A 25677-nucleotide genomic window follows, 5' to 3' on the forward strand; every position below is an offset into this window, starting at 1 on the left:
CAGTGATTTCTCACTTGGGCGGAGCGATCTCAAGGGTCTGTACGACCTCGTTCATGCTCCACTTCGCGGCATCAGCATCTTTTACCTGAATAACAAAATAGAGAGCTTTCTCAGGATCGCCGATTTCATTGAAAGTAAAGGATCCGGTAATACCCTGGAAATCCTTCAGTTCGCGAACAGCCTTGGTAACTGCTTCGCGGGAAGGTACTTCGTTGTTGTTGGCTTTGGCTGCATTTTCAATAGCTTTCAGACTAATGGCCATTGAGTCAAAACCTTGTGCGGCAAACGGCTGAGGATCTGCGTTGTATTTGGCTTTGAAATCCTCAATGAATTTCTTCGTGCCGGCATAGACAGAGGCAGGACCGGAAACGGTTGAATAAAAGGTCCCGCCGCCGGAGATAAGGGTGCCGCCGGCAATTTTGGCAGCATCGGAAGAATCGAAGCCGTCATCACTCATGAAGATACCTTCGTATCCGCGCTCACGAGCCTGCTTGAACAGAACGGCTGCCTGAAAGGCCATGCCGCCGAAATAGACCATGTCCGGGTTACCGGCAACAACCGGGGAAAGCAGCGCGTCAAAGTTAGCTTTTTCCTCAGTACCTTCAAAGCCGAAAACCTTGATGCCATTCTCCTCGGCCTTCTTTCGGAAAAACTCGGCAATACCCTGGCCATATGCGGTTTTGTCATGAACAACAAAAACAGTCTTCACGCCCTTCATCTTGGCAAAATCTGCACCTACCACACCCTGAACGTCATCACGTCCAACTATACGGTTCACTTCCATATAGCCACGGGTGGTTACCTTCGGATTGGTGTTTGCCGGAGAAACGTTGGCTAACTGGGAGGTATGATAGACCTCGGAAGATGGGATCTGGACACCTGAGTTATAGTGTCCGACCACAGCCAGAATTGCAGGATCAGCAACAATACGCTTGGCGTTGGCGACACCAGTGTCCGGGTTGGCCATATCATCAAAAGGAGCAAGATCAACCTTGAATCCCATTTCAGCCAAGGGTCCGCCCAGCTGCTCAAGAGCCAGTTCGGCTCCGCGTTTGATATCCACACCGACCACTGACTGATCACCGGACAACGGCGACTGAGTGGCAATTTTGATGGCCTTGTCAGCTGCACCGGCAGAACCTACAACCGCCAGGCCAAAACCAGCTGCAACCATCAGTGAAAACAGTGAAAATCTTCTCTTCATACTTTTTTTCCTCCTCTGAATTGAACTCCCTTTCTTTATCGGTCATTTCCACAGCAGGATGCCAACACCATTGGTTGGCGACAGCCGGGGCAATGACACTCCTCCCAACTCAAATCAGCAGGTTCCTCTCGCCTCCGGCCATTGCACATGGTCCCAGAAGGTTGAGGAATCAAAAGTGAATCTTCACTTTGTACTATTACCACAAGGTGACAAGCAACCTTTTAAGCACAGATCACATAAAAAAAACTGCAACCCCAGGAGATACTAGGAAACCAGGTTTCATCAAAATAATTGTCGCCAGACAATACAGATTTTTCTCTCGCCAAACACATCACGTCGCAATCGTAATAAGTTGACAGAAAAACAGCAACACTCTTTATTCTCACCCAGCACGTCCATATCCCTTATGCTTTGCTGATTTCGTAAAAAAACTTCCAAAATCTTTACATTCACCGAGATAACTGCCTATACAGAAGCCAAAGATGCAACTCTTTCTACATTTATGTAGCATTCTGACATGTTCTACATTTTTGCAGTTATCCGTTCAGAAAACAAATAGCGGAAGTATAGAATCTTATCTTACGCCACCATCTTCTGCTGAAAAGTATTGCAGGGCTTGTGCCACCTGTGCCGTTCGTGCTGTTTTTTATTTTTCCTCTTCTTTCTGTAGTCCTGAGAACCTTTCTTTTTCCTCGAATACTGTAATGCTGCCAAATCAGAGGAGAGCTACTCGATTCTGATCGAACCTATCCCGGAATCGGAATCATCTTCGTCGTCATTGTCATCGACCAACCCCACTTCCGGCTCTTCGCGTTCGTCATCGTAAACCGGTTCTTGATCATCATTAGGCTCATCACGATAATCGGCTTCAAGCTCCGGTTCATTGTCTAACTCATCAGCTGCCTCATATTGCGGCTTGACAGCTACAGCGGGAGCCACAGAAGAAACGGCTCGCCTCTGTTCATCCCGGTGCACAGGCGCAGCCTGCCTTGTGGAGGGAAAATCCAAAGACTGCTTGAACACGGCCAGCACACCGTCCCGGGTCTCAAGCATCGAAACCAGTTCCCATCCTCCCTGCCCATACTCATTTAATGTCTCTTCTATTTCCGCATCATCAAGAAAAGAGCTGCCCAGCAGCCCGTCCTTTTTCAAACCAAAATGTATGGTCTTATAACTCCAACGCACCGCTTCTCTCCAGGTAATAACCAGTTACCGCATCCGGACTGACAGTCCCCTTATCTCTTCTCCACCAGCCGGTCCTCTTCAAACAACCCCTTATAGACTGTACCATCACTCTGCTGCAGCACCCCTTCGCCATTGCGCCGCCCTTCCCGGAACTCACCCTCAAACCGACTGCCATCGCTGCCACTGAGTATCCCTTTGCCATGGGGCAGATCGTTGGCGAATTCGCCATCATATACTGATTTATCACTATAGGTCAGGGTTCCGTGCCCCTGGAACTTACCCTCGGCAAAATCGCCGACATAGACACTGCCGTCAGCAAAATGGTAGGTCCCTTTTCCTGAGAACTGATCGTCCGCAAATGAGCCGGTATAGCTGGTGAAATCCGGATAGAGCAGCACCCCTTCACCAGCCTTTTTGCCATGCAGGAACATACCCTCATACTGCCGCTGGTCGCTGAAAATGTACTTGCCAGTCCCATGCATCTCGCCGGCGACAAACTCCCCCTCATAACTGTCACCGCTCGGATAGAGCAGCTTCCCCTTGCCTTCCAGACGGCCTTCTACCAGCTTGCCGCTGTAGATGCTGCCATCCGGCAGCAGCAGCTCCTCAACCATCCCGTTTACCGGCTCAAGTCCCGGGGTATCTGCACAGATTCTGTCATCGCGAACGATATAACTAGCGGCCTTCCCCGTCACAGGTGTGCCGATCGCTTCCTCTTTGGCGTTTTGCTCCAGGTGTTCTATAACCTTGCTCTTTTCTTCATCCGTCAGCACAGGTTGCCCATCGGCAAACATTCCGGTAAATACCGCCCCATTGGCCTCAACCAGCTTACCCTTTCCCACAATGACATCGTCAACGAACGCCCCAGTGTATACTGCGCCGTCAGCAAAAAACATTGTACCCTGACCATGTCTCTTACCATTGACAAACAGCCCCTCATATCGACCACCGTCAGCATACTCCAGCACACCTTTACCTTGGCGCCGGTCGTTTACAAAAGCACCTTTATAGATGCTGTTATCGATATTCACAAACGAACCCTGGCCGTGACGCCTGTTGTCGACAAATTCACCGATATAATGTCCACCGTCGGGATAGCGCAGGTCACCCTGACCATTGAATTTTCCTCCGGCAAAAAAACCCTCATAGCGGCTGCCATCAGCTCTATCGAGCACTCCATAGCCATTCCATTCGCCAGATGTAAAATTGCCGGAATAACGGCTACCGTCTTTGTAAAGCCGAGTCCCTTCACCATCGGGCCGACCGTGGGAAAGTCTCCCCTCATACCAGGTCTTATCGGGATAGGTGACTTTCCCGGTTCCGTAAATGATATTATTTCGGAATTGCCCTTCATACTTCCGGCCGTCAGGATACTGGAGCACACCGGTACCGTGATATTTTCCCAAACTGAACTCACCAACATAGTGCATTCCATCCGGGGTCAGCAAATCCCCTTTACCGTTGATGACATTCTCGGAAAACTGCCCCTCATACCGCCTCCCATCACTGCCGATCAGCACCCCGAAGCCCTGAAGTCGGCCTCGGACAAAATCGCCTTGATACTGAGTTCCGTCGGGATATTTCAAAGTTCCGGTGCCGCTACTCATTCCGTTCTTGAATTCACCGTCGTACACCCTGCCGTCCGGATGCTGGAAAATCCCGTGACCATTCTGACAATCGCCCTCAAGGCAGGCCGCGCTGACTGACCATGCACAACCCAAGAGAATTGAGCCTATCGCCCCCAGCTGAAATAATCGTCTCACTCTCACCGCGCTTTCTCCTGTCTCTTGCCTTTAGCTTGTTATCACGAATGATCTCGTAAAAAATATCCCCAGATAGATGCACTCTGGAGAAAATTCGAAAGACAACAACGCATCCGCAATGACCATTTGACATTACCTATGGCATTATCGTCGTTTACGATCCGCAACACAGCAGATCGGACGCTACGCGTCCATCATCGTTCCAGCCCGTAAGCTTTTTTAACCTCTTCGGCGATAATCGCCAACCCTCTTGCAACATCATCATCGTTTTGCGAATAGGTCGCTCGAATGCATTCATCCCTATGACGCCATTCGTCTTGAATTCCCGGATAGAAGTAATGTCCGGAAACAACCAGCACGCCCCGCCGCTTCAGCCGTTCATACAGCTCATGACTGGTAATTGGCATCTCCTCAAACCAGAGCCACAGAAACATCGCCCCCTCCGGTTTATGCACCCGCCAGGGCACACCCGCAAATTCTCTGCGTACCACAGCCAGCGCCCGTTCCATTTTCTGCTGATAGAACGGCCTGATCAACCGGCGACTTATCTCTATTATATCGCCGCTCTTCACCAGACCTTCGGCCAGGACCGCCCCGAAACTGCCTGGGGAAAGGGACATGATCGCGTTCATGCTGGCCAGGGCCCTGGTAATCTCCGGCCTGGCAACGATAATGCCAGTGCGCACTGCGGGAAGCCCTAGTTTACTTAAGGAAAAACAGACAACCATATTCTCGTTCCAGATGGGAGTTGCCTCTCCATACACCATCGACGGGAAAGGTACTCCGTAGGCATTATCAACAATGAGCGGGATGCTATGCTTTTTGGCAAGATTGTCGAGCCGCGCCAGCTCTTCATCGGTTACCACGTTGCCAGTGGGGTTGGTCGGCCGGGAGACACATATCGCCCCGATATCGGGCCCAATGCTCAGTTTATCAAAGTCCACATGGTACTTGAAGAGATTGTCTTCCAGCTTCTCGATGACAGGTCGGGTGGAAACAAAGAAATCATCGGTTATCCCTAAGTCAGCATAACCGATATATTCCGGTGCCAGCGGCAGACAGATCTTTTTCTTCGTACCATCGCCATACCTGCCAGCAAAGAGGTTGAACAGCATGAAAAATGCCGTCTGGCTCCCATTCGTCAAACAGATATTTTCCGGGCCGAGCTGCCAGCCGAGCTCCTGCCTGAGCATCCTGGCAAGTCCCGCAACAAAGGCGGATTCCCCCTGAGGCGGATCATAGGCACCGATCAGCCGATGGAACTGGCATGGATCATCACATATATCACGAAGTCTTTTCCTGAGCAGGTCCTGAAACTCCGGCACAACACCGGGATTACCACCGCCCATCATGATCATATTGTCGCCGCCAGTCGCCTTGGCCTCGCCAAGATCGTCCATCAACGAAAGGATGCCTGCATTGCAGGTCAACTGCTGGCCAAATTCAGAAAATTTCATATTCAATGTTGAGAAGTAGAATAAACGGCAGCAACCTGCCATCTGTGACAGGTTTGCCTTATTATGATCCTGTTCTTTTCCGGCTAAAATGGCTCAGGATACTGTATTGATCAGCGTCTGAACCAGCTACGACCTCACACAGCCAAGCCAATCAAAGCTCATAAAAACCTCAAATTTACAGCAACAAAGCAGGTAAGCGAGCGTTACAAGACTCCGGATGGAGAGTCTTTACGGCGCCATCAGCCTGGATATTTTACCTTTTGCGGCAGAATACTCAACATCCGAACCAGCAGGAAGACCACAATGAGGGAAAAGAGTATTCTACCCCAGAGAATTCCACCCAACCGACCGCCAAGCGCAACCATCAGCAGCGTATCCTCAATCAAACCGTGACAGAGCCCCATAAGCGCCATGGAATAAACAATTTCCTTCCGATTCATGGTACCTTTTGCAGTCTCGCGAATGATCAACGCTCCTCCGTACCCCAACCCCATGATCATACCCACTACGGTGAGAGGTGCGGCATTACGACTCATGCCAACAAACGGCAGCAGCGGGGCAAGCATCTTTTCCAGCAGACCAAGTGCTCCGATATAACGCAAGATACGCATAATCTGCAATATGCAGAAAATCACGAAAATGATAAGCCCGAGATTCAGGAGTTGCTGAAGCGTCCACTGGGCAAGAGTAGGATGAGCGGAAGGAGTGAAGAAAAGCAGCTCTGCGGGTTGTTGCCAGATCCCCATACCACGGTAGAATCTGTCCAGCAGAAAGCAGTACACCAAAGCCCCGAAAAAACGTAGCAACCCGATAGGCCACAGCGGAGCCCCGGCTTTTTTACTGATACTGAGCTCGATCGGCAAGGCATGGGCGATCAACATCGCAGAACAGAGCACAGTGACCTGGGCAACCGTCAGGTCAAGGGTGGAGGCGAGTGTTGCAAACACCGCCATCCCTCCGTAAATAGTGGTGAACATTGCGGTAGCCCAGACCAAACCGAGAGAACCGGGCAAACCGATAACGCTCATAACCGGCTCGAGCAACGCACTGAGGAAGGTGATGGCCCCGATTTCTGTCAGCACCTTCACCACAATCATCACCGGAACCATAATCCGGATCAGCTCCCAGCTGGTACTCCAGGTTTCCATGGCGATGCGAAAGAGCCATGCCCATTTCGTTCCACTGGTCATATTATTCGTATCATCCGCTCTGCCGCAAATCAGGCGACCCATGAACTTGAAGAACCGGCTTTGCCGCCCGGTACCGGTTTGGGAACAAACAGCTGGCATGCAATGCCGGAGCTCTCAAAGACCACCCGAGACGGCAATCGCTGGCTTTTAAAACCCAACGCCCTGCAACCATGCGGCTTGGCCCGGTCATAGGTGATGAAATAATTCTTGCAGTTTCTGCACTGCGGTTGAGTTTCCACCATTTCGTCAACGTGAAAAAAAGATGTTTCGTGTCATGGTTCCTCATGCCGCAGGTGTTTTTTAGGATAATCAAAGAAGAGCATCTCGCCCCTGCCACCCGTCACCTCGCTCCAGGAAGCGACATTGAAAGCGATAGAGACGATCCCGCAGGTGGGGATGTTACCCAGCACCTCTGAGGTCAGGGATTCGGCAAGATCGGTCAACACATAATTGTGCCCGACCAGAAACAGGTTAGCAACCGTGTCCTCGATTTGCTGAACTACCTGAAGTAACAGATTCAGATCAGAGGTGTAAATATCATCCAGCAGACGGATATCCTGGGTAGGAAAACCGATGGACTCAGCAATGATTTTAGCGGTCTGTTTTGCACGTTTGGCGGGACTGGCACAGATCAGGTCAGGCATAATCCCTTGTTCTTTTAGCAGTTTCCCCATAAACGGCGCATCGCGCTTACCACGTTTGTTCAGTGGGCGTTCGGCATCGGTGAGTCCAGGATTATCCCAGCTCGATTTTGCATGACGGATAAGATAGAGATGTTTCATCCACCTATACTCCTGTTCCATATTTCCAGCCAGAGGCTGGTGTACTGCTTCGCGGCAATCGAAGCTGGCGAAACAGCCGCCACCGGTTGCCGGTGCAATCCCATCTTTTCCACTTCCGCCAGATAAGGTATCTGCACCTTGCGGAAGATGGCATACTGCTCATATTGCGCGATCATATCCCTGTGCATCACCTTACGTGGCTCCACCATGGAGAAATACGCATTGATACGCTTCTCCTTTGCTCCAACCTTTCGAAACAGCTTCAACAGCTGCTTAAGTGCCACCAGGGATAAGGTGGTGGGGATGACCGGTGTCACCACACTGTCGGCAGCCAGGATAATATTTTCCGAAAGCAGGGTCAGGTTAGGGGGACAATCCATGATCAGGACATCATATTCATCCGCCAGGGGCTTGAAAAGCTTTTGCAATGCAAGGCGTCGTCGCTCTTCTTCCAGCTTGGCCAACACCAGGTCCAGATTACGAAAAGAGAAGTGGGCCGGCAGCAGGTCAAGGCGTTCGTAATCCGAAGCACGGATAAACTTTTTCAAGCCACCCTGCAACAGCTTTTTACCATTAAATTTTTTGCCCGGTCGAACCCGGAAATAAAAGGATGCCGCCCCTTGAGCGTCCAGATCGCAGAGCAACACTCGATGGCCGCACTGGGCTGCACTGTAGGAGAGATTGACCGCACCGGCGGTTTTACCTACTCCGCCCTTGCTGCTGTAAATTGCAAATATTTTCATCAGCTCAATTCTCCACGGAAGATTCTTCGTCAATTCCAGCAAGAATCTTTTCCATCAGCTGCACATTCTCTTCGGATGCAAACGCGTTAAAGGTTTCTTCGAACCGGCCACGCACCTGTCGCTGATGGGTATGCAACTGGACGATCAAGCCGCCCAACGCTGCAGCGGTGGCAAGACGTGTCCTGGTTATCGGCTCCAGGTTCTGCAGCTGCCGACTCAGCATATCCTTCTGGACTGCAAGATCGTTAAAATCACCGAGGGTATTCTGGAGTTTTTTCATATGCTTCAGGTACTCATCCACCGCATCCCGCTCAAACAGGGAGCGAAAAAACTCCAGCAGATAACGAAACTTTTTCCCTTCGATGCGCAGTTCATGCAACATCTCATCGGGTGTCTCGGCAGTAATAGCCTGGCCCTGACGCAATATCCTGTTCATCCGCTTGCTGATAATCGCATCAGCCACTGAACGGCAACGACGTTTGCCCTGGGGGTAATCCGGTTGCTCCGGCAATCCTCGCAAAAACACTTCCCAGTTTTGCAGCAGCTTAATAAACCGAGCCGACCGGAGATGCACACGCAATTTTTTCAAGGCTCGCTTGCGACGCCGGGAAAGGTCCTTGAAAAAAAGTGTCAGGCCGGCCTGCAGTTCTTCCGGCAACAAATCCCGGTATTCCTGCTCTTTTAATAGATAAACATCCAGGTCCCGCACAGGTCCGGTTACATTGCCCAGCCATTTAAATTCGGCCTGGAAATGTTTGACCCCTTCGACCGGCAGCTGTTTTTTCATCAGGGAGAGAAGAGATCTGGTCCGACGCACACTCACCCGCAGATCATGAAGGAATTCGGAATCGATATCTTCCAGTGTGCCGGAAACGTTGAGCAGCATTGTCGACCGCAGATGCAGGCATATATCTCGCACCGCTTCTGCAACCGTCTCGCCGTAGGCCAGCTCCACAGAAAACTTTGAGCTCGTATCTCTGGGATCGATTGAGAGGGCCGTTTGAGCCATGGCTACGGGGTCGTAGCCATCTGTTATTTCAGAAAGCCCAGCATCTTCCAGCAGTCGGCGCACCTGTTGGAGCTGCTTTTCATATCCCCTCAACGGTTCAACCAGCACGATCGGCTCCAGGATGAACCGCTGCTCTTGGGCCTGCCCTGTTATTTCCTGAAAAACCAGCCGAACGACTGTCTTCTCATCCTTGTTTAAAAGATTTACCCGCCGCATCCTGCCGGCAAGAGTAAACTGTGGCAAGAGGGCCCGCTGTTCGACCACTGGTAGCAGCAGATTCCGTAATTCACCTTCCGGAAAATCCCACCAGAACAGTTTCTTTCTGCGGGGACCGACTCCGGCCTCGACCAGACTGTCCCCCAGGCGGTTCTGCAAAAAATAGAGTCTCCCCCGGCGGGAAAAACGGAGATCCGCGGCAAAGAGCCGCCAGTCAAAGGTGTCGTAGTAGATCCCTTTGAAAGATTCTTCACCACTCTCCTGTACGGTAAAGAGCTCACCGGTTGATGCCAGCAGATCAGCTACATCCAGCTGCCGTGGGATCAAAAACGGCTGTCCCCCGTTCATGTCTTCCCCCTTACGATCGGTAATCGGCGTTAATTTTCACGTAATCAATGGAAAAATCACAGGTATAAACCTCTTCACAGCCGTTGCCTTCCTTGAGGTCGATACAGACGTTAAAATTTCGCTCTTTCAAAACTTTTGAGGCCTCGTCTTCCGCCTCTTTGCCAACGGCCAGACCGTTGCGGACGATAACCACATCATTAAAGGCAATGTCGACCCGATCCGGATTAAACTTCACCCCGGAACGACCCATGGCGGCGATGATCCGGCCCCAGTTGGCGTCTTCACCAAAAAAGGCAGTCTTCACCAGGTTGGAGTTGGCAACGGTTCGTGCCACCTGCTCGGCTTCATCATCCTCACGGGCTCCACATACCCGAATGGTGATACATTTAGAAGCGCCCTCACCATCCGCCACAATCATCAACGCCAGTTCTTTTAACACCGATTCAAGGGTATCCTGGAACAGCTCAAGCTCAGCTTTTGAATCTTCGTCAATCCAATCGTTTTTGGCCTCACCGCTGGCCATCACCAGAACCATATCGTTGGTACTGGTATCGCCGTCGACGGTAATGCGGTTGAAGGTCCTCTCCACACCGGCCAGCAACGCTTTCTGCAACTCCGGAAAACCGATCTGCACATCAGTCAAGACAAAGGATAACATGGTGGCCATATTGGGCATAATCATCCCTGCCCCCTTGGCCATGCCCATCAGGGTCACTTCGGTATCACCGATCATCACGGTCTTCCTGACGGTCTTTTTCACCGTGTCGGTGGTCATGATCGCCTGGGCAACTGCCTCGAAATTATCCGGTCCAAGTCCAGCCACCAGCTTTGGGATAGCCGCGGTTATGGCCTCCATATTCAGCTGAGCGCCGATCACACCGGTGGAAGAAAGCTGAACCATATTTTCGGGAATATCCAGCTCTTTGGCCACCAGGCTACTGGACTGCAGAGCATCGGCCATCCCCTGCTTGCCGGTACAGGCATTGGCGCAACCACTGTTAACCAGCACCGCCTGGGCCCGGCCTTCATGTTTGAGCCGCTCCATATCGATAACCACTGGTGCAGCCTTTACCTGATTGGTGGTAAACGCTCCGGCAGTGACTGCCGGGTTTGTGCTGTAGATCAGGCCCAGATCAAGCCTATCCTGATATTTAATACCTGCAGCTACCGCTGAAGTGAGAAATCCCTTTACGCCCATGTTACGTCTTTATCCTGTAAATAAGTGTTGATAGGCTCATTCAAAATCTCACAAACCCAATGACATACACTGCAAATCAACGTACTGCTACGCAATGTCACTAGCGTAAAGAAATTGAACAAAATCGGCAAAATACCTTTGAAACAACAGCATTTCAGCCGAATGCTACTCTTGATGATATTCCCTGTCGGCAATCCACAGCCAGCGGTAAAGAACGGAATCCCCGTTGTATCTGCCAGCCTGGTACTTCAATGTGGACACAAGCCTCTGGAAGATTGAATAATCATCATCTAACCGATATTCCAGAGATACTATTTTTCCACCCGCACCTGACATCGTTTCCCAAGGCAGGTATCGGATAGGGTCTCACCTCCGAAGCAAGGAGAATATCTCTTGTAATCTAGCATTATTCCATGTCAATATGCTACCTGAAAATGTAGTTAATCCCCCTTATCGTGTTGTTCCTGCCGGCCAAATCGTGCGATCACAAATTCCATGCCGGGTACATACTTACCATTGGACATTCTTATGGCCACTCGGGATGCTCAAACTTCCCATACATACGTTGAGGTAAAAACAGCAATGCAGATACTGCTTCTGGCTGACATACATGGAAACTACCCCGCCCTGAGGGCAATCGACGCATTTTTTTCTCAGACCTCGTTTGACGCTATTGTTAATTGTGGAGATTCGGTGGTCTTTGCCCCTTTTTCCAATGAGGTGATCAACTGGCTCATCGCCCGCAAAACGATCTCCATTCTTGGCAATACCGATAAAAAGGTGATCAAGCTCCTGCAGGGGCAGACATTTGCCAAACCCTCAAAGGAAGAGAAGCGGATCATGTATTTCCATGCCGCCAGACAGCTCAGCAGACAGTGCGGCGACTATCTGCAGTCGCTGGGAATTTCGGCAGAACTCCCCCTCACCCCCATTGATCATGACCCAGAAAAACATAAAGGGAACCAGCTCGGTATTTTCCACGGTAGCCCGGCCAAGCCCCATGAATTTCTCTTTGACACCACGCCACGCGACCGATTTGCCGAACTGGCCCGTGACTACCCTTACAAAGCCATCGTCACCGGTCATTCGCACACCCCCTATCATTTTGAAGTCAACGGCACCCACTTCATCAATCCCGGCTCAGCAGGCCGGATGTTCGACGGCAACCCGGCTGTCGGCTGCGCTGTTCTCACCTGCAAGGAGTCTCAGGTGGAGGTCCAGCATTATCGTATCGACTATGACGTGCCCCAGGTTGTAGCTGAGCTCGCGAGGCAGCAGCTTCCTCAGATCTACCAAGCCATGTACCTTGAAGGAAAAAAGCTCAACTGACATTGTCTCCTTTGCATTTTCTATAATATTCCTGATATGCTGGTAGGTATACAGAGACACTGAGCATACGATCAGGCGCACAGATAACTGGTCAGGACGCCCCTGCCCGACACCGATGCAATACAAGGTGCGAAAACAAAAGCACTGGCTTGACGCTTTTCACCCCGCTCGTACCAGTACCCAATCATTACACATCAGGAGAGCCCATGGCGAAAAAAGAGAAAAAAGCTAGCAAGGCCGAACAAGACAAAAGTCCTAACCTTGCAGACATCAGGCTGATCGAAGGCACCGCCATGAAGAATATGGACGGCAAGGAAGGGGATGACAAAACTGCGATCTGGATAAAAAACGAAGTATTGCTTTATGAGATCGAACTGAAAAAACTCCAGATCGAGTTGATGAAACTGCAGATCCAGATGAAGACGACCGGACAGCGGGTACTGGCTATCTTCGAGGGACGAGACGCGGCCGGCAAAGGCGGCACCATCAAGCGGATCATCGCTCACCTCAACCCCAGAAACACCCGGGTCGTGGCCCTGACGAAACCCAATGAAACGGAAATGACACAGTGGTATTTCCAGCGCTACGTCTCCCACCTGCCGGCAGCAGGCGAGTTCGTCATATTTGATCGAAGCTGGTACAACCGGGCAATGGTCGAACCGGTGATGGGGTTCTGTACTGACGAGCAGAACAAACGGTTTTTAAAAGACGTTTCGATGCTTGAAGAGATGCTGGTGAAAGACGGCATCCGCCTCTTCAAGTTCTACTTTTCGGTTTCAAAAGCTGTGCAGAAGGAGCGTTTCGATTCCCGCAAGGCCGACCCACTGAAGCAGTACAAGCTCTCACCGGTGGACAACCTGGCTCAGGACTACTGGGACCAGTATTCCATCCGAAAGTTCCAGATGCTTACCGAGTCGAACCGGACCTTGACACCATGGACTATCATCCGCTCCGACAACAAGAAAAAGGCGCGCATCAACTGCATGAAGCACATTCTCAGCTCGATGGAATATGAGAAAAAATTACCCGAGGAGGAGCTCAATCCTGACCCGGAGATCGTCGTCTCCGGCATTGATGAGATCCGGCATATGGAAGAGATGTTGATGAACCCCAAAAAGCTGCATGGGTAGAAAGGTAAGGAGATAGGAGTAAGGTGTTAGGAGTTTTTCCCCTAACACCTCTCACCTTACCCCTTACACTCAGTTCGCTCTACCGCAACACTTCTTGTATTTCTGGCCCGAGCCGCATGGGCACATGGCATTACGGCCGATCTTGTCGCTATCGCGTTTGATGGTTTTATCATCTTCATCAGTGGTGTTGCCGCCACCGGCGATCCTCGCCATCTGCATTTCCTGCTCTTTCTTCAGGCGGCGCTCTTCTTCAAGGCGATCCACATCCTCCTGACGCATTACCCTAACCCGCATCAAGTGAGAGATGACCTGGGAACGAATCGCATCCATCAGCCGGTTGAACAGTTCAAAACCTTCCCGCTTATACTCATTGAGCGGATTCTTCTGTCCGTAACCGCGAAGACCAATACCCTCTTTTAAATGGTCCATGGAAAGGAGATGATCTTTCCAGGCAGCATCGACAATCTGCAGCAGCAGAATTTTCTCAAGCTGGCGCATATTTTCCGGGCTGTTGGCCTCTTCCTGGGCGGCATAGGCCTTCTGCACCACTTCCATGGTCTTTTCGTACAATTTGTCTTTATTCAGATCGACGCGTTCCTCTTCACTCCACTGGTACCCGATGTTAAACATCTCCAGCATCCGCTCATGGTAGCCCTGCCAATCCCACTCAGTGGAATCCTTCCGCTCCACTGCAAATTCTTCGACCACGCCATCCACCAGCTCGGCAAGCATGTCCTGGATAAGTGACGAAACGTCCTCGCCCTCCAGCACCTCACGGCGCTGGCGATAGATGATCTCGCGCTGCTTGTTCATGACATCGTCATACTCAAGCAAGTGCTTTCTAATCTCGAAGTTATGCCCTTCCACCTTGCGCTGGGCGCCTTCGATGGCCCTGCTGATCATGCGGTGTTCGATGGGCTCGTCCTCTTCCATGCCGAGTTTATCCATGATTCCGGTGATCCGGTCAGAACCGAAGATACGCAGCAGATCATCTTCAAGTGAAAGAAAGAACCGTGAAGAGCCGGGATCGCCCTGACGACCGGCTCGACCACGCAACTGGTTGTCGATACGCCGTGATTCATGACGGGAAGTGCCAAGGATATGAAGACCACCGGCCTCGACAACCCCTTCCCCCAGCTTGATGTCGGTACCGCGACCGGCCATGTTGGTGGCAATGGTCACCTTGCCGTACTGGCCGGCGTGGGCAATAATTTCCGCCTCGCGGGCATGATGCTTGGCGTTCAAGACCTCATGCGCAATTTTCTCTTTTTTCAGCATGTTGGAGATCTTTTCGGACACATCGATGGAAATAGTGCCCACCAGTACCGGTCGACCTGCTTCATGCATCTTCCGGATTTCCTCGACCACCGCCCGGTATTTGGCTTTTTCATTTTTGTAGATGACATCGGCGTAGTCATCACGAACCATCGGCATGTTGGTCGGCATCACCACCACGTCGAGGTTATATATCTTCTTGAATTCCGGGGCTTCGGTGTCGGCAGTACCGGTCATGCCGGCCAACTTGTCGTACATCCTGAAATAGTTCTGAAAGGTGATCGAGGCGAGCGTCTGGTTCTCCCGCTCAATCTTGACCCCTTCCTTGGCTTCCAACGCCTGATGCAGTCCGTCACTGTACCGCCGACCTTCCATGGTGCGGCCGGTGAATTCATCAACAATAACCACCTGGCCATTATTGACGATATAGTCGACATCGCGCTTAAAGAGGATATGGGCCTTGAGGGACTGATTGAGGTGATGCAGAAATTCGATATTGGCAGGATCATACAGATTTTCAAGCTTCAGCAGATCCTCGCCAAGAGCAATACCCTCTTCCGTGAGTGAAACCTGCCTCGCCTTCTCGTCAACGACGTAATGCTCATCCTTTTTAAATCTCGGGATAATGCGATTGACGTTGCCGTAGAGTTCAGTAGAAATCTCAGCCGGTCCGGAAATGATAAGCGGAGTCCTGGCCTCGTCGATCAAAATTGAGTCGACCTCATCGACGATGGCAAAGTTGAAGCCGCGCTGGCAGAAATCAGCGAGCTCAAACTTCATATTGTCACGCAGATAGTCAAAACCAAGCTCGTTGTTGGTGGCGTAGGTAACATCGGCACCGTAAGCCTCTTTGCGCTCGGCATCGTTCATGCCGTGGACGATACGTCCGACGGTCATGCCAAGAAAGGTATACACTTTCCCCATCCATTCGGCGTCACGGGCAGCGAGGTAATCGTTGACGGTGACCACATGGACACCTTTGCCGGACAGGGCGTTGAGATAGACGGCAAGTGTCGAAGTGAGCGTCTTACCCTCACCGGTTTTCATCTCAGCTATCTTACCATGGTGGAGAATGACGCCACCGACCAGCTGCACATCGTAATGCCGCTCACCAAGGACCCGTCGCGCTCCTTCACGTACTACAGCAAACGCCTCACAGAGCAGATCGTCAAGGGTTTCACCTTGTGCCAACCGCTCCCTGAATTCAACGGTCTTGGCCGCCAAAGCTGCGTCATCCAGAGGCTGGATAGTAGCCTCCAGCTCATTGATTCTCTTCACCAGCGGCTTGATCTTTTTTAAGACCCTGTCGTTCTCGCTGCCAAACACCTTGGTTAGTATTTTTCCAATCATAATATGTGGTCACTCTGTAGCTGATATTGTCACAGTGGGGTTGTCTTCCAAGGCCAACCGAACTACGTTCACCGCCACCGCAAATAGACGCAGACACGCCCATCGCGGCAACACGACCGGCCACGCGATCTTGTTGGCCTCGCCAAAGTCCCCAGACCTGCAGGACGAACTATTTTATGCAACGTATTGCCGTTTTCAAACCGTCGATCGGCCGCTCTCAATGGGGGCCGACAAACCATGTACAATTACACATAACGACGCAAATATCAAAGAAAAGCCAACTTCGCGCCGAAGAAACAGGGAACCTGACAAACGTACGCATAAAGCGACCGAGAGAGAAATACCGGTCCCCTTACTCCTTCACCACCTTTTTCTCCCGCACAGGTTCGATATGCAGTAGATCATCGACCTCGGTCGCAGCAGGTAGCGGCGTGTTGCCAGCCACTTTGACCGAAGTCTCAATAGAAGGCAGCAGCAATGTCTGCCCGGTCCAGACTCCCAGGAGAAACATCCACAAAAAAATGCAGAAACAGACGATGCCGATCCCGGCAATACCGCTGTAGGTCAGCTCGAATTTGACTTTTTTCACCGGTGGCTTGCGCCGTGCTGCCATATCCCGCTCCGCTTACATCTTTTCCGGCGCATTCAAGCCGACAATGGCCAGGCTGTTTCTGAACACCTGTCGAAGAGAGGTAACAAGACAGAGACGCGCCTGGCTGAGGGCTATATCCTCGCCGATCACTTTGTGTTTGTTGTAGTAGCTGTGAAACTGTCCAGCCAGCTCCATCAGATAAAATATCACCTTATGCGGGGCCAGCTCGAGCGCGGCATTTTCGATCATCGCCGGGAACTGGGACATAGTTCGAAGAATCTCCATCTCCTCGGGTTCCTGCAAGAGCGTCAAGTCGACATCTCCGACTTCAGCCAATGCCACACCCTTTCCAGCCGCCTGATCGAGGATGGAACACATACGGGCATGGCCATATTGCACATAATATACCGGATTCTCCTGACTCTCTTTGGTGGCCAGCTCAAGGTCGAACTCCAGCTGGCTGTCGGCTTTGCGCATCATGAAGAAGAAGCGGACCACATCATGACCAACCATGTCGATCAGCTCATCAACCGTGACAAAGTTGGCCTTACGGGTGGACATCTTCACCTGTTTGCCGTCACGGGTCAGGGTGACGAACTGGTGCAGCACCACCGTCACCTTTGACTCGTCATACCCCAGAGCCTTCAAGCCGGCCTTTACATCCGGGATGGTCGCAATGTGATCGGAGCCGAAGATATCGACCATCCAATCGAAATTTCGGCGATACTTCTCCCGGTGATAGGCAATATCCGGCAGCCGGTAGGTGGGCTCGCCTGAACTCTTGATGATAACCCGATCCTGGTCATGCCCGAACTCTGTGGTCTTAAACCAGGTGGCGTCGTCCTTTTCATAAACATAGCCGAGATCACGCAGTTTCTTTACCACGTCATCAATATGGCCATCCTCATAAAGGGAATGTTCGTTAAAATAGTTGTCAAAAACGATACCCATGCGGGAAAGCGTCCCGGAGATATCCTTGAAGATATAGCGTTCGGCCCGTTCCTTGAACGGCTTGACATCCGGTTCGTCTTTTAAGCTGTCGCCATGGTCGTCGATCAGCTCCTGGGCGATATCCATTATATATTCGCCCTGATATCCGTCTTCCGGGAACTCAAACGGCAACCCCAGTTTTTCCAGATACCTGGCTCTGGTGGACTCTCCAAGAACCCGCATCTGCCGCCCGGCATCGTTGTAATAGTATTCGCGGAACACATCATGGCCGGTGGCTTCGAGCAGACGGGCTATGGAGTCACCCAGAATCGCCTGTCGACCATGGCCAATCGAAAGCGGCCCGGTGGGATTGGCACTGACAAATTCCACCATGACCTTGCGGTTCTCGCCGACTGTGCTGCGGCCAAAGGATTCGCCGGCCGTATAAACGGTCTGAACCACTTGCTGCCAGACAGCAGGCTGAATGAATATGTTGACAAAGCCCGGCCCTGCGATCTCCACCCGCTCAACCAGCTCTGTTTCAGCAGCCAGCATCCCGCTTATAATGGTCGCTATGTCCCGAGGCTTCTTTTTTTCTATTCCGGCCAGTACCAAGGCGATATTCGTGGCAAAATCGCCCTGCCCCTTATGTTTGGGCAGCTCAACGGCAAACTTGCCCGCACCGGCCTCAGACCATTTGCCCTCGGCAACACCCTGCATAAAGCATCTGTCAACAACCTCTTTCAGTCGTGCACGAATCATTCTAACCCCTTCAAATCCTTATCCCGTAAGGTTGTCTACATTATACGCTAACATCGGCAAAACAGCCGCTACGCGTATTGCGTTCCTATTTACGACACATAAACTGCGGGAATTGTAAGCACTGTACAGGAAATCGCAATAGCTATCGGCCTGAAGATATCTTTTCGTTCAAACGGCCGGACGCCAGTTTCTTTCAGACGGCCAAACGCCAGGCGCGCCAGCCTTTACGGCTCGACCAGAACAGCGCCCAGCCCACCATAATATACACTGTCGCCAGAATGGGTCTGGGGAACGATGAGTTCCGCAACACAACGCCCATGCTCATCATGCCCATTACCAGCAACCAGGTCAACTTTGAATAGACCGCGCCAAGGCAGGTTCCATCCTGCAGCAACAAGATCCGGTCAATGCTTCTTGTCGCAGTTTTATCCAGGATAAAGTGTGACTTGAGAAACCCGAGCAAAACGGCAGGCACGGCAAGATAGATGAGGTCGGCTGCAATCAGCCAGCCCATACCCCGAACCATCAGCATAATGCCGATGCAGGTCCAGAGGATGGCAGCCGCCAGAAGGTGGGTCTTTCTCTGCACGCCAGGCTTAAATCTGGCAAATCGTGATAACATCTGGCACTACTTCCCAGCCGGCATAACGGGAACAGTTGATGCCGACAAATGCGACAAGCCCATCCCCCGTAAGGAGATGGGCTTGTCAGGTCACACTGTGCGTAACGGGATATTACATCTCGTTTACAGTGATAGCACCCTCAGGACAAACCTCAACGCAGGTCTCACAACCAAGGCACTCGTCAGCCTCAACCGGATCTGCTTTGCCGTCTACCATCTCGAAAACCTGTGCCGGGCAAGCTGCTACACATTCCTCGTCGCCGGTACACTTGTCTTTATCAACGATTACTTCGAACATAATACACCTCCATGAAAGGATAAATTAAAGAAGTATCTTTCTTACATTCTACATGTAATCCAAATACCTTCACGAACCTGTATTTTCGTGTACTCATCCGTTTAATGTACGTCCAGTTTTTTGTCAAGAAAAAACACTTACGCGGGCCAACCAATATATTTTCGTGCATTTTCATAATGTTAAGCACCAGTATTGGTTCTTTAGGCACCACAAACCCTACACTATCGGTGTGTGATTCCTCACCGTTACAACTGCTTACAGAAGCAGAAAACCACCTGATCGAGACGAATGACCAGACTGTTTATTTACCTTTCTTTTCTCTTCAGGCATCAACTTACCGGATAAACAAACCAGGTGTCCGGAGTAAATATAATGGTTGACCCTACCCAGGCTTTGTATTTATGTTGCACTCTCTCGTAATAATCGCGGGAGCAACCTGGTAATTTTCTCACAGCAATCAACGCAGACTCTCTGCGATTCACCGACAATAACGGCGACAGGTCATGACCAAAAAGAAAGAACAAAGACAAAAGGTAACGGCAGAAAAGCGCGAACTGGCAATGATCGAGGGTATCCTGGAAGGCAGCCCTGATGGTATCGGCGTTGTGGTAGTACGGCTCGACTGCGGCTGTCGCAAGATGGCGGCAGTGGACAAAACCGGTGAGCCGGCCTCGAAAATCATCATGTACCGCGACATGGCCGAATCAATCTGTTCCAAATGCAAACAGGACAACGGCGCCTTCATGCGCGTCACTGAATCGTTCATCCATTGGACCGATCCGGAACCAAGCGAAGACGATCAGCTCATGATCTACGGAAAGGTTTTCGGCAACACCCCTTCCCAGTAATTGGCGTTGTTTCGCTATAAGGCCGGACGCTTATCTTCGTTCGGCCTTATAGCGACGGCACCGCTCCACCAGACCTGTGGCCCATTCCGGGGTGCCGTCTGCGTGAATATGGGTGTACATGGCCAGCACATTCCGATAGAGCAGCCCGTCACGCTGCTCGGCAAAGCCTTTGCCCCGCCCCATTTTCAGCACCATATCGTCAGTATCCCCGCCCCAGTCCAGAACCGTCGAATAGCGGAACTCATGCCCTTTTACCGCAAGTCCAACAGGATAAAAGGGATTCGCCTTCTCCACGGTGAACGCAGTATAGCCATGGGCCTGGGGTTTATTCGACATACCGAATCGTGACGGGAAGATACCTGCCAACGGATACTCAACCCCTTCCAGCAAAATCGATTCGCCAAGATAGATCAACCCGCCACATTCGGCATAGATGGGCAGGCCGCCATCCGCCGCTTCCCTGATTGACCGACGAAAACTCTCATTAGCCGCCAGTCCACGAGCACTTGTCTCGGGAAAACCACCACCGATATAAAGACCGTCCAGTTCCGGCAGCGCCGGCTCCGTCAACGCATTGATTGCTATCAGCTCGGCACCCGCCCGCTCCAGGGCCTCAAGATTTTCAGAATAATAGAACTGGAAGGCAGCGTCCCGAAGAAAACCGATACGGACATCCCTCGGCCCCGCCGCAGGCAATTCCAGTGCAGGCGCAGCCATTGGAGTAAAGGGCGCCATCACCGTTTCGATACGGTCCAGATCGAGATTGGCGGTAACAGTGTCAATCAGAAACTGCAGCGCCCCGCTGCTGTCCGTATACTCCTGATAGGGCACCATGCCGAGATGCCGCATGGGGAAAATGTCGCGCCCCATACGCGGTATCGAGCCCAGTACCGGCAACCCCGTATATTTCTCTACCGCCTCAGTGACGAGACGCCGCTGCCGTTCCGTGGCGACCTGGTTCAACACCACCCCCCGGATATCGACCCGCTCATCAAGATGCATGCAGCCTAGTACCATAGCGGCCACCGTGCGTGTGGTCTTGGTGCAGTTGACGACCAGCAATACCGGCATATTCAGGGTAACAGCCAGATCCGCGGTGGAATACCCGCCATCTGCGGTAACCCCGTCATAGAGCCCGCGATTGCCTTCCAACAGCGCAATATCAGTCCCTTGCGAATGGTGGAGAAACGATTCCCGCAACTTCTCCTCGGCCACCAGAAAGGGATCGAGGTTGTAGCATTTCCGGCCTGCGGCCAGCTGCAACCAGCCGGCATCGATATAATCCGGCCCCTTCTTGAACGGCACCACCGTTTTGCCCCGAGCCGCGAAGGCGGCAGTAAGACCGACGGAAACCACACTCTTTCCCGAACCGCCGGCCAACCCAGCCACCATAATTCCTTTACTCTGCATATCCGCTACGTTTCTGTTGTATCTTTATAATGTTGCGGCAGAAGCAGGAAAACCCGTCCGCCGCGGATGTCTATGTTGATGATCTCGTAAAAAGTCAGCTTTGCAATGCAGATGGACTCTGGAAAAGCCCATCAATTTTGAAGATGGCTAAGTAAGAAGCTCCATATGCGAGGTGCGCAATTTTTCTATTGTTTCGGCGTACTAAGCGTACGTCGAAACAATAGAAAAATTGCAGCAACGAAGCAGATGGAGAGTTTTTACGACGCCATCAATGTTCTTGTTTATTTTGGAATGCCCACACCTGCCTGTACATATCATTCATCCGTTGGTCCAGCAACAGCCGGTACTGCTCAATACCCTCGCCATCCAGGCCGGCCGGAACCTCGATCGGCTCACCATACAAAACATCAATCCGGGAAAATGGCCATGGAATAGCAGTCCTGTCCCATGAACGAAAGGCCAGATAACGCGATGCGGACCAGAGCATCGGTAAAATCGGGTTGCCGGTGCGTGAAGCGAGCAGGATTGATCCCGGCTGGGCCACACGGGCCGGCCCCTGGGAACCGTCGGCCACCAGGGCAGCGTTCTTTCCTGACTTGCAATGCCTGAGCAGCTCCTTCAACGCCTGGGTACCCTGCCTGTTCCGCGATCCGCGAACTGCGGAAATACCGAAGCATTTGAGAAAACGGGCAATATATTCACCATCCTTGCTGGAACTGACCATCGCTACCCCGCCGTAACGCCCGATAAAGTGGGCAATCGGCACCAGCGAATAGTGCCAGAACGTCACAATACCCGGCCTGTCAGCGACGAGCACTCCCTGCAGATGCTCACCGCCATGTACCTTCACCCGGCAAGTGCCGAACCAAAGTCGGGTAATGAACCAGGCGATACCAGGTACGACCTTGATGGCCAGTGAATCGAGCACCTTACTTTTCATCCCAGTTCGATCTCCAGTTTTCTGAGCGTTTTAATCCTGTCCCTCAGCTGCGCCGCCTCCTCAAAGGCCAGTTCCCGCGCCGCCTTGTGCATTGCCTCCTCGAGCTTTTTGATCTCCCGTTCCAACTCCTTCATCGAATGGTAGATCGGCAGCTCCTCAGCCGCCTCCAACAGCGCCGCCTGTTTTTTGTCACTCATGACATAACCGGAGGCCTGCAGATGCTGCTGCATGGTGTCTTTTACCTTTGAGATAATGGTGGCCGGTACGATGTCGTGCTGCAGGTTATGCTCTTCCTGGAGTTTACGTCGCCTCTCGGTTTCCTCAATAGTGTAGCGCATGGAGCCGGTAATCTCATCACCATACATGATCACCTTGCCACCGGCATTTCTTGCAGCCCGTCCACACGTCTGAATAAGCGAGCGTTCTGAACGCAGAAAGCCTTCTTTGTCTGCATCAAGGATAGCCACCAGCGACACCTCGGGGATATCGAGCCCCTCTCGCAAAAGGTTGATACCCACCAGCACATCGAACTCGCCATTACGCAGATCGCGGATCAGCTCAATGCGCTCCAGCGTCTTGATATCCGAATGAAGATAGCGCACCCTGATGCCGAGCTTTTCGTAATAGTCGGTCAAATCCTCGGCCATCCGCTTGGTGAGGGTGGTAACCAGTACCGCCTCTTTTTTAGCGGTACGGACACGAATTTCCTCAAGCAGGTCGTCCACCTGGTTGCTGGCGGGCCGCACCTCCACCACAGGATCAAGCAGACCGGTTGGCCGAATCACCTGTTCCACCACCCGTCCTTCGGCTTTTTCCAGTTCATAGTTACCGGGCGTGGCAGAAACATAAATAGCCTGGTGGATACGCTTTTGAAATTCATCGAACCGGAGAGGCCGGTTATCGAGCGCCGACGGCAGCCGAAAACCAAAATTGACCAGCGTGGTCTTACGCGAGCGATCGCCGTTGTACATACCGTTCAGCTGACCGATGCCGATATGGCTCTCGTCGATGAAGAGCAGAAAATCTTCGGGAAAGTAATCGAGCAGGGTTGGCGGCGGCTCCCCCACCGGTTTACCGGTGAGGTGACGGCTATAGTTTTCAATACCGTTGCAGTAGCCCAGTTCCTGGATCATCTCCAGATCAAACATGGTACGCTGCTCGAGGCGTTGGGCCTCCAGCAGCCGGTTTTCCCGATGCAGCAGATCAAGCCGTTCAACCAGCTCTTCCTTAATAGTACGTGTGGCGATCTGCAGCCGATCTTTGGAGGTGACAAAGTGACTTCCCGGAAAAACAGTGTACTCCTCCAGCTTCTCCAGCACCACACCGCGCAAGGGATCAATCATGGTGATGGATTCAAGGGTATCGCCGAAAAACTCCAGACGAATGGCCCGCTCCTCCTCATGCACCGGAAAGATATCGATAACGTCACCGCGCACCCGGAAGGTGCCGCGATGAAATGAAATATCATTGCGTTCAAAGAGCATGTAGACCAGTCGCCGCTGCACATCCTCCATGGGGTGCTCTTCACCGGCCTGCACAAAGAGGTGCATGTTCCGGTACTCTTCCGGCGAGCCGAGACCATAGATACAGGAGACCGAGGCGACAATCAGGACATCCCGTCTGGTGAGCAGCGAGCGGGTAGCCGAGTGGCGCATCTTGTCGATGGCGTCATTGATGGATGAGTCTTTCTCTATATAGGTATCGGATTGGGGAATGTACGCTTCCGGCTGGTAATAATCGTAATAGGAGACAAAATATTCCACGGCGTTTTCGGGAAACAGCTCCTTGAACTCGGTAAAGAGCTGAGCCGCAAGGGTCTTGTTGGGAGCGATAACCAGAGTCGGCCGCTGCACCTTCTCCACCACGGATGCCATGGTAAAGGTTTTGCCGGAGCCGGTGACACCCAGCAGTACCTGGTGCTTCACCCCCTGGTTCACCCCGTTGGCCAACAGTTCGATGGCCTGTGGCTGATCGCCGGACGGCGTGAAAGAGGAAACAAGTTGAAAGGGAATATCCATGCTTTTGCTCAAACCCTGAGAAATTGACGTCAATAGCGACCGGTTGATGGTAACAGACTGCCGGCACGATTGCCACCTTCCCTGGCGGCCCGTACGCTTTTTTAGTCAACCGATTCTGCCACCAGCAAATCCTTCACCATCTCCTTGGCGGCGGCAAGATGACAGGGAGGCTCTGCCTTATCAATTACATGAAAGGTGACCGGCACCCGATCAAGCACCCCGGCCAGAGCCTGCCACTCGGCCCGATTGCTGACCTCCGCGCCTTCGCGGGTCTGCCAGTCGCGACCACGCCACTGGTTCAGCCAACTGCTCGCCCCCTCCTTCAGATAACCGGAAGTGGTATAGATATGCACAGGTATACGCCGTTTCAACTCACTAAGCGACTCAACGGCTGAAACAATATGCAGACTGTTGCCCGAACCTTCACGGCGAACATTGCCCACCACCCGGTAATGATTGCGATATCGCATAACTCCCGTCCAGGCACCGGCACCAATCTTCTGCCGCCAGGTGATTGCCAGAAAGATATGTATACTGTCCTCATCGCCAAGAGGCAGCAACGTCTTCTGCCGGGCTCCTCCGGCAAGCTCATCGGCCAGGATATTCCAACGCTCGGTGCCATGCCCCTTCACCCAGCTCCACTCAATTGAATGACGACTGATTTCTGCTGCCAACTGCTGCCAAAGGTCGCGGTTCCGCACGTCTTCGCCGGTAATGGTGGTCCAACCGCGTGCAAGCCAGTTTTTCATCCACAGGTTAATACCGTCTTTTACATAGCGGGAGTCGGTATACAACTCAACCTGATGCGGCTCGGACAGCTGCTGAAGACCGCGCAAAGCTGCAGTCAGCTCCATCCGGTTATTGGTAGTATCTTCCTCGCTACCGGAAAAAGTCGCGGCCTGCTCATCCCGATCAATGATAACAACACCCCACCCACCCGGCCCGGGATTCGGCCTGCAGGACCCATCTGTGTATATCCTTACCCTGGGCAGCATATCGACCCCAGTAATCTCCTCACCCCTCACCCCTCACTCCTCGCTCCTATCACCTCACCCCTCACTCCTTACCCCTCACCCCT

General features: G+C 52.1%; 22 protein-coding genes and 1 pseudogene. 3 read left to right on the forward strand and 20 right to left on the reverse strand.

The window, feature by feature from the left end:
- Positions 1–10: 10 nt before the first annotated feature.
- The 10 genes from BUF15_RS17315 to argJ all read right to left on the reverse strand — a co-directional run bounded on the left by BUF15_RS17315 (position 11) and on the right by argJ (position 11095).
- Positions 11–1204, reverse strand: coding sequence for a branched-chain amino acid ABC transporter substrate-binding protein (locus tag BUF15_RS17315; protein WP_073614965.1), 1194 nt, complete (start codon positions 1202–1204; stop codon positions 11–13).
- A gap of 726 nt (positions 1205–1930) precedes the next feature.
- Complete coding sequence (locus BUF15_RS17320; RefSeq protein ID WP_073614966.1) at positions 1931–2389, reverse strand: DUF4177 domain-containing protein; 459 nt, start codon at positions 2387–2389, stop codon at positions 1931–1933.
- A gap of 50 nt (positions 2390–2439) precedes the next feature.
- Positions 2440–4152: an MORN repeat-containing protein gene (locus BUF15_RS17325; RefSeq protein ID WP_159441323.1), complete on the reverse strand. Its 1713-nt coding sequence runs from the start codon at positions 4150–4152 to the stop codon at positions 2440–2442.
- Positions 4153–4346: 194 nt separating this feature from the next.
- Positions 4347–5609: a valine--pyruvate transaminase gene (locus BUF15_RS17330; RefSeq protein WP_073615004.1), complete on the reverse strand. Its 1263-nt coding sequence runs from the start codon at positions 5607–5609 to the stop codon at positions 4347–4349.
- A 239-nt stretch (positions 5610–5848) separates the two neighbouring features.
- The gene (locus BUF15_RS17335) at positions 5849–6799 is read right to left on the reverse strand and encodes a nucleoside recognition domain-containing protein (RefSeq protein ID WP_143170759.1); all 951 of its coding nucleotides are present in this window, start codon (positions 6797–6799) and stop codon (positions 5849–5851) included.
- A 29-nt stretch (positions 6800–6828) separates the two neighbouring features.
- Positions 6829–7041, reverse strand: coding sequence for a hypothetical protein (locus BUF15_RS17340; protein ID WP_084554140.1), 213 nt, complete (start codon positions 7039–7041; stop codon positions 6829–6831).
- A gap of 30 nt (positions 7042–7071) precedes the next feature.
- The gene (locus BUF15_RS17345; RefSeq protein WP_073614968.1) at positions 7072–7581 is read right to left on the reverse strand and encodes a SixA phosphatase family protein; all 510 of its coding nucleotides are present in this window, start codon (positions 7579–7581) and stop codon (positions 7072–7074) included.
- Complete coding sequence (locus tag BUF15_RS17350) at positions 7578–8324, reverse strand: ParA family protein (protein WP_073614969.1); 747 nt, start codon at positions 8322–8324, stop codon at positions 7578–7580. Before BUF15_RS17350 ends, BUF15_RS17345 begins: the two co-directional genes overlap by 4 nt.
- 4 nt (positions 8325–8328) lie before the next feature.
- Positions 8329–9897, reverse strand: a complete 1569-nt coding sequence (locus BUF15_RS17355; RefSeq protein ID WP_073614970.1) for a CYTH and CHAD domain-containing protein — start codon at positions 9895–9897, stop codon at positions 8329–8331.
- Between the two features lie 10 nt (positions 9898–9907).
- On the reverse strand, positions 9908–11095 hold the full coding sequence (gene argJ, locus BUF15_RS17360; RefSeq protein WP_073614971.1) for a bifunctional glutamate N-acetyltransferase/amino-acid acetyltransferase ArgJ: 1188 nt from the start codon (positions 11093–11095) through the stop codon (positions 9908–9910).
- A gap of 582 nt (positions 11096–11677) precedes the next feature.
- Between argJ and BUF15_RS17365 the strand changes: the two genes are divergently transcribed.
- On the forward strand, positions 11678–12424 hold the full coding sequence (locus tag BUF15_RS17365; protein ID WP_073614972.1) for a metallophosphoesterase family protein: 747 nt from the start codon (positions 11678–11680) through the stop codon (positions 12422–12424).
- A 206-nt stretch (positions 12425–12630) separates the two neighbouring features.
- A complete protein-coding gene (ppk2, locus tag BUF15_RS17370) occupies positions 12631–13554 on the forward strand; it encodes a polyphosphate kinase 2 (protein ID WP_073614973.1) in 924 nt (307 codons plus the stop codon).
- A 69-nt stretch (positions 13555–13623) separates the two neighbouring features.
- Here the strand turns inward: ppk2 and secA are convergent, their stop codons facing one another.
- The 5 genes from secA to BUF15_RS17395 form a co-directional block, all read right to left on the reverse strand.
- Complete coding sequence (secA, locus tag BUF15_RS17375) at positions 13624–16179, reverse strand: preprotein translocase subunit SecA (RefSeq protein ID WP_073614974.1); 2556 nt, start codon at positions 16177–16179, stop codon at positions 13624–13626.
- Between the two features lie 352 nt (positions 16180–16531).
- Positions 16532–16792: a hypothetical protein gene (locus BUF15_RS17380; RefSeq protein ID WP_073614975.1), complete on the reverse strand. Its 261-nt coding sequence runs from the start codon at positions 16790–16792 to the stop codon at positions 16532–16534.
- A 12-nt stretch (positions 16793–16804) separates the two neighbouring features.
- Positions 16805–18463, reverse strand: coding sequence for an arginine--tRNA ligase (gene argS, locus BUF15_RS17385; RefSeq protein ID WP_073614976.1), 1659 nt, complete (start codon positions 18461–18463; stop codon positions 16805–16807).
- 193 nt (positions 18464–18656) lie between these two features.
- Positions 18657–19085: a hypothetical protein gene (locus BUF15_RS17390; protein WP_073614977.1), complete on the reverse strand. Its 429-nt coding sequence runs from the start codon at positions 19083–19085 to the stop codon at positions 18657–18659.
- 112 nt (positions 19086–19197) lie between these two features.
- The gene (locus BUF15_RS17395) at positions 19198–19383 is read right to left on the reverse strand and encodes an indolepyruvate ferredoxin oxidoreductase subunit alpha (RefSeq protein ID WP_073614978.1); all 186 of its coding nucleotides are present in this window, start codon (positions 19381–19383) and stop codon (positions 19198–19200) included.
- Positions 19384–19886: 503 nt separating this feature from the next.
- On the opposite strand from BUF15_RS17395, the gene BUF15_RS17400 reads away from it, so the two are divergent.
- Positions 19887–20231 carry a hypothetical protein gene (locus BUF15_RS17400; RefSeq protein WP_073614979.1) on the forward strand — a complete coding sequence of 115 codons (345 nt, stop codon included), beginning with the start codon at positions 19887–19889 and terminating at the stop codon, positions 20229–20231.
- A gap of 30 nt (positions 20232–20261) precedes the next feature.
- Here BUF15_RS17400 and BUF15_RS17405 read toward each other — a convergent pair whose 3' ends face one another.
- The 5 genes and pseudogenes from BUF15_RS17405 to rnhA form a co-directional block, all read right to left on the reverse strand.
- The gene (locus BUF15_RS17405; RefSeq protein ID WP_073614980.1) at positions 20262–21641 is read right to left on the reverse strand and encodes a cobyrinic acid a,c-diamide synthase CobB; all 1380 of its coding nucleotides are present in this window, start codon (positions 21639–21641) and stop codon (positions 20262–20264) included.
- Between the two features lie 268 nt (positions 21642–21909).
- Positions 21910–22581: a lysophospholipid acyltransferase family protein gene (locus tag BUF15_RS17410; protein ID WP_073614981.1), complete on the reverse strand. Its 672-nt coding sequence runs from the start codon at positions 22579–22581 to the stop codon at positions 21910–21912.
- On the reverse strand, positions 22578–24599 hold the full coding sequence (uvrB, locus tag BUF15_RS17415; protein ID WP_073614982.1) for an excinuclease ABC subunit UvrB: 2022 nt from the start codon (positions 24597–24599) through the stop codon (positions 22578–22580). Before uvrB ends, BUF15_RS17410 begins: the two co-directional genes overlap by 4 nt.
- A gap of 101 nt (positions 24600–24700) precedes the next feature.
- Positions 24701–25159: an RNase H family protein gene (locus tag BUF15_RS28390; RefSeq protein ID WP_407642626.1), complete on the reverse strand. Its 459-nt coding sequence runs from the start codon at positions 25157–25159 to the stop codon at positions 24701–24703.
- A 6-nt stretch (positions 25160–25165) separates the two neighbouring features.
- Positions 25166–25594: pseudogene (rnhA, locus tag BUF15_RS28395) on the reverse strand (ribonuclease HI); the annotation flags it as partial.
- Positions 25595–25677: the final 83 nt, after the last annotated feature.

The organism is Desulfopila aestuarii DSM 18488, from assembly GCF_900143695.1.
Classification (GTDB): Bacteria; Desulfobacterota; Desulfobulbia; order Desulfobulbales; family Desulfocapsaceae; genus Desulfopila; species Desulfopila aestuarii.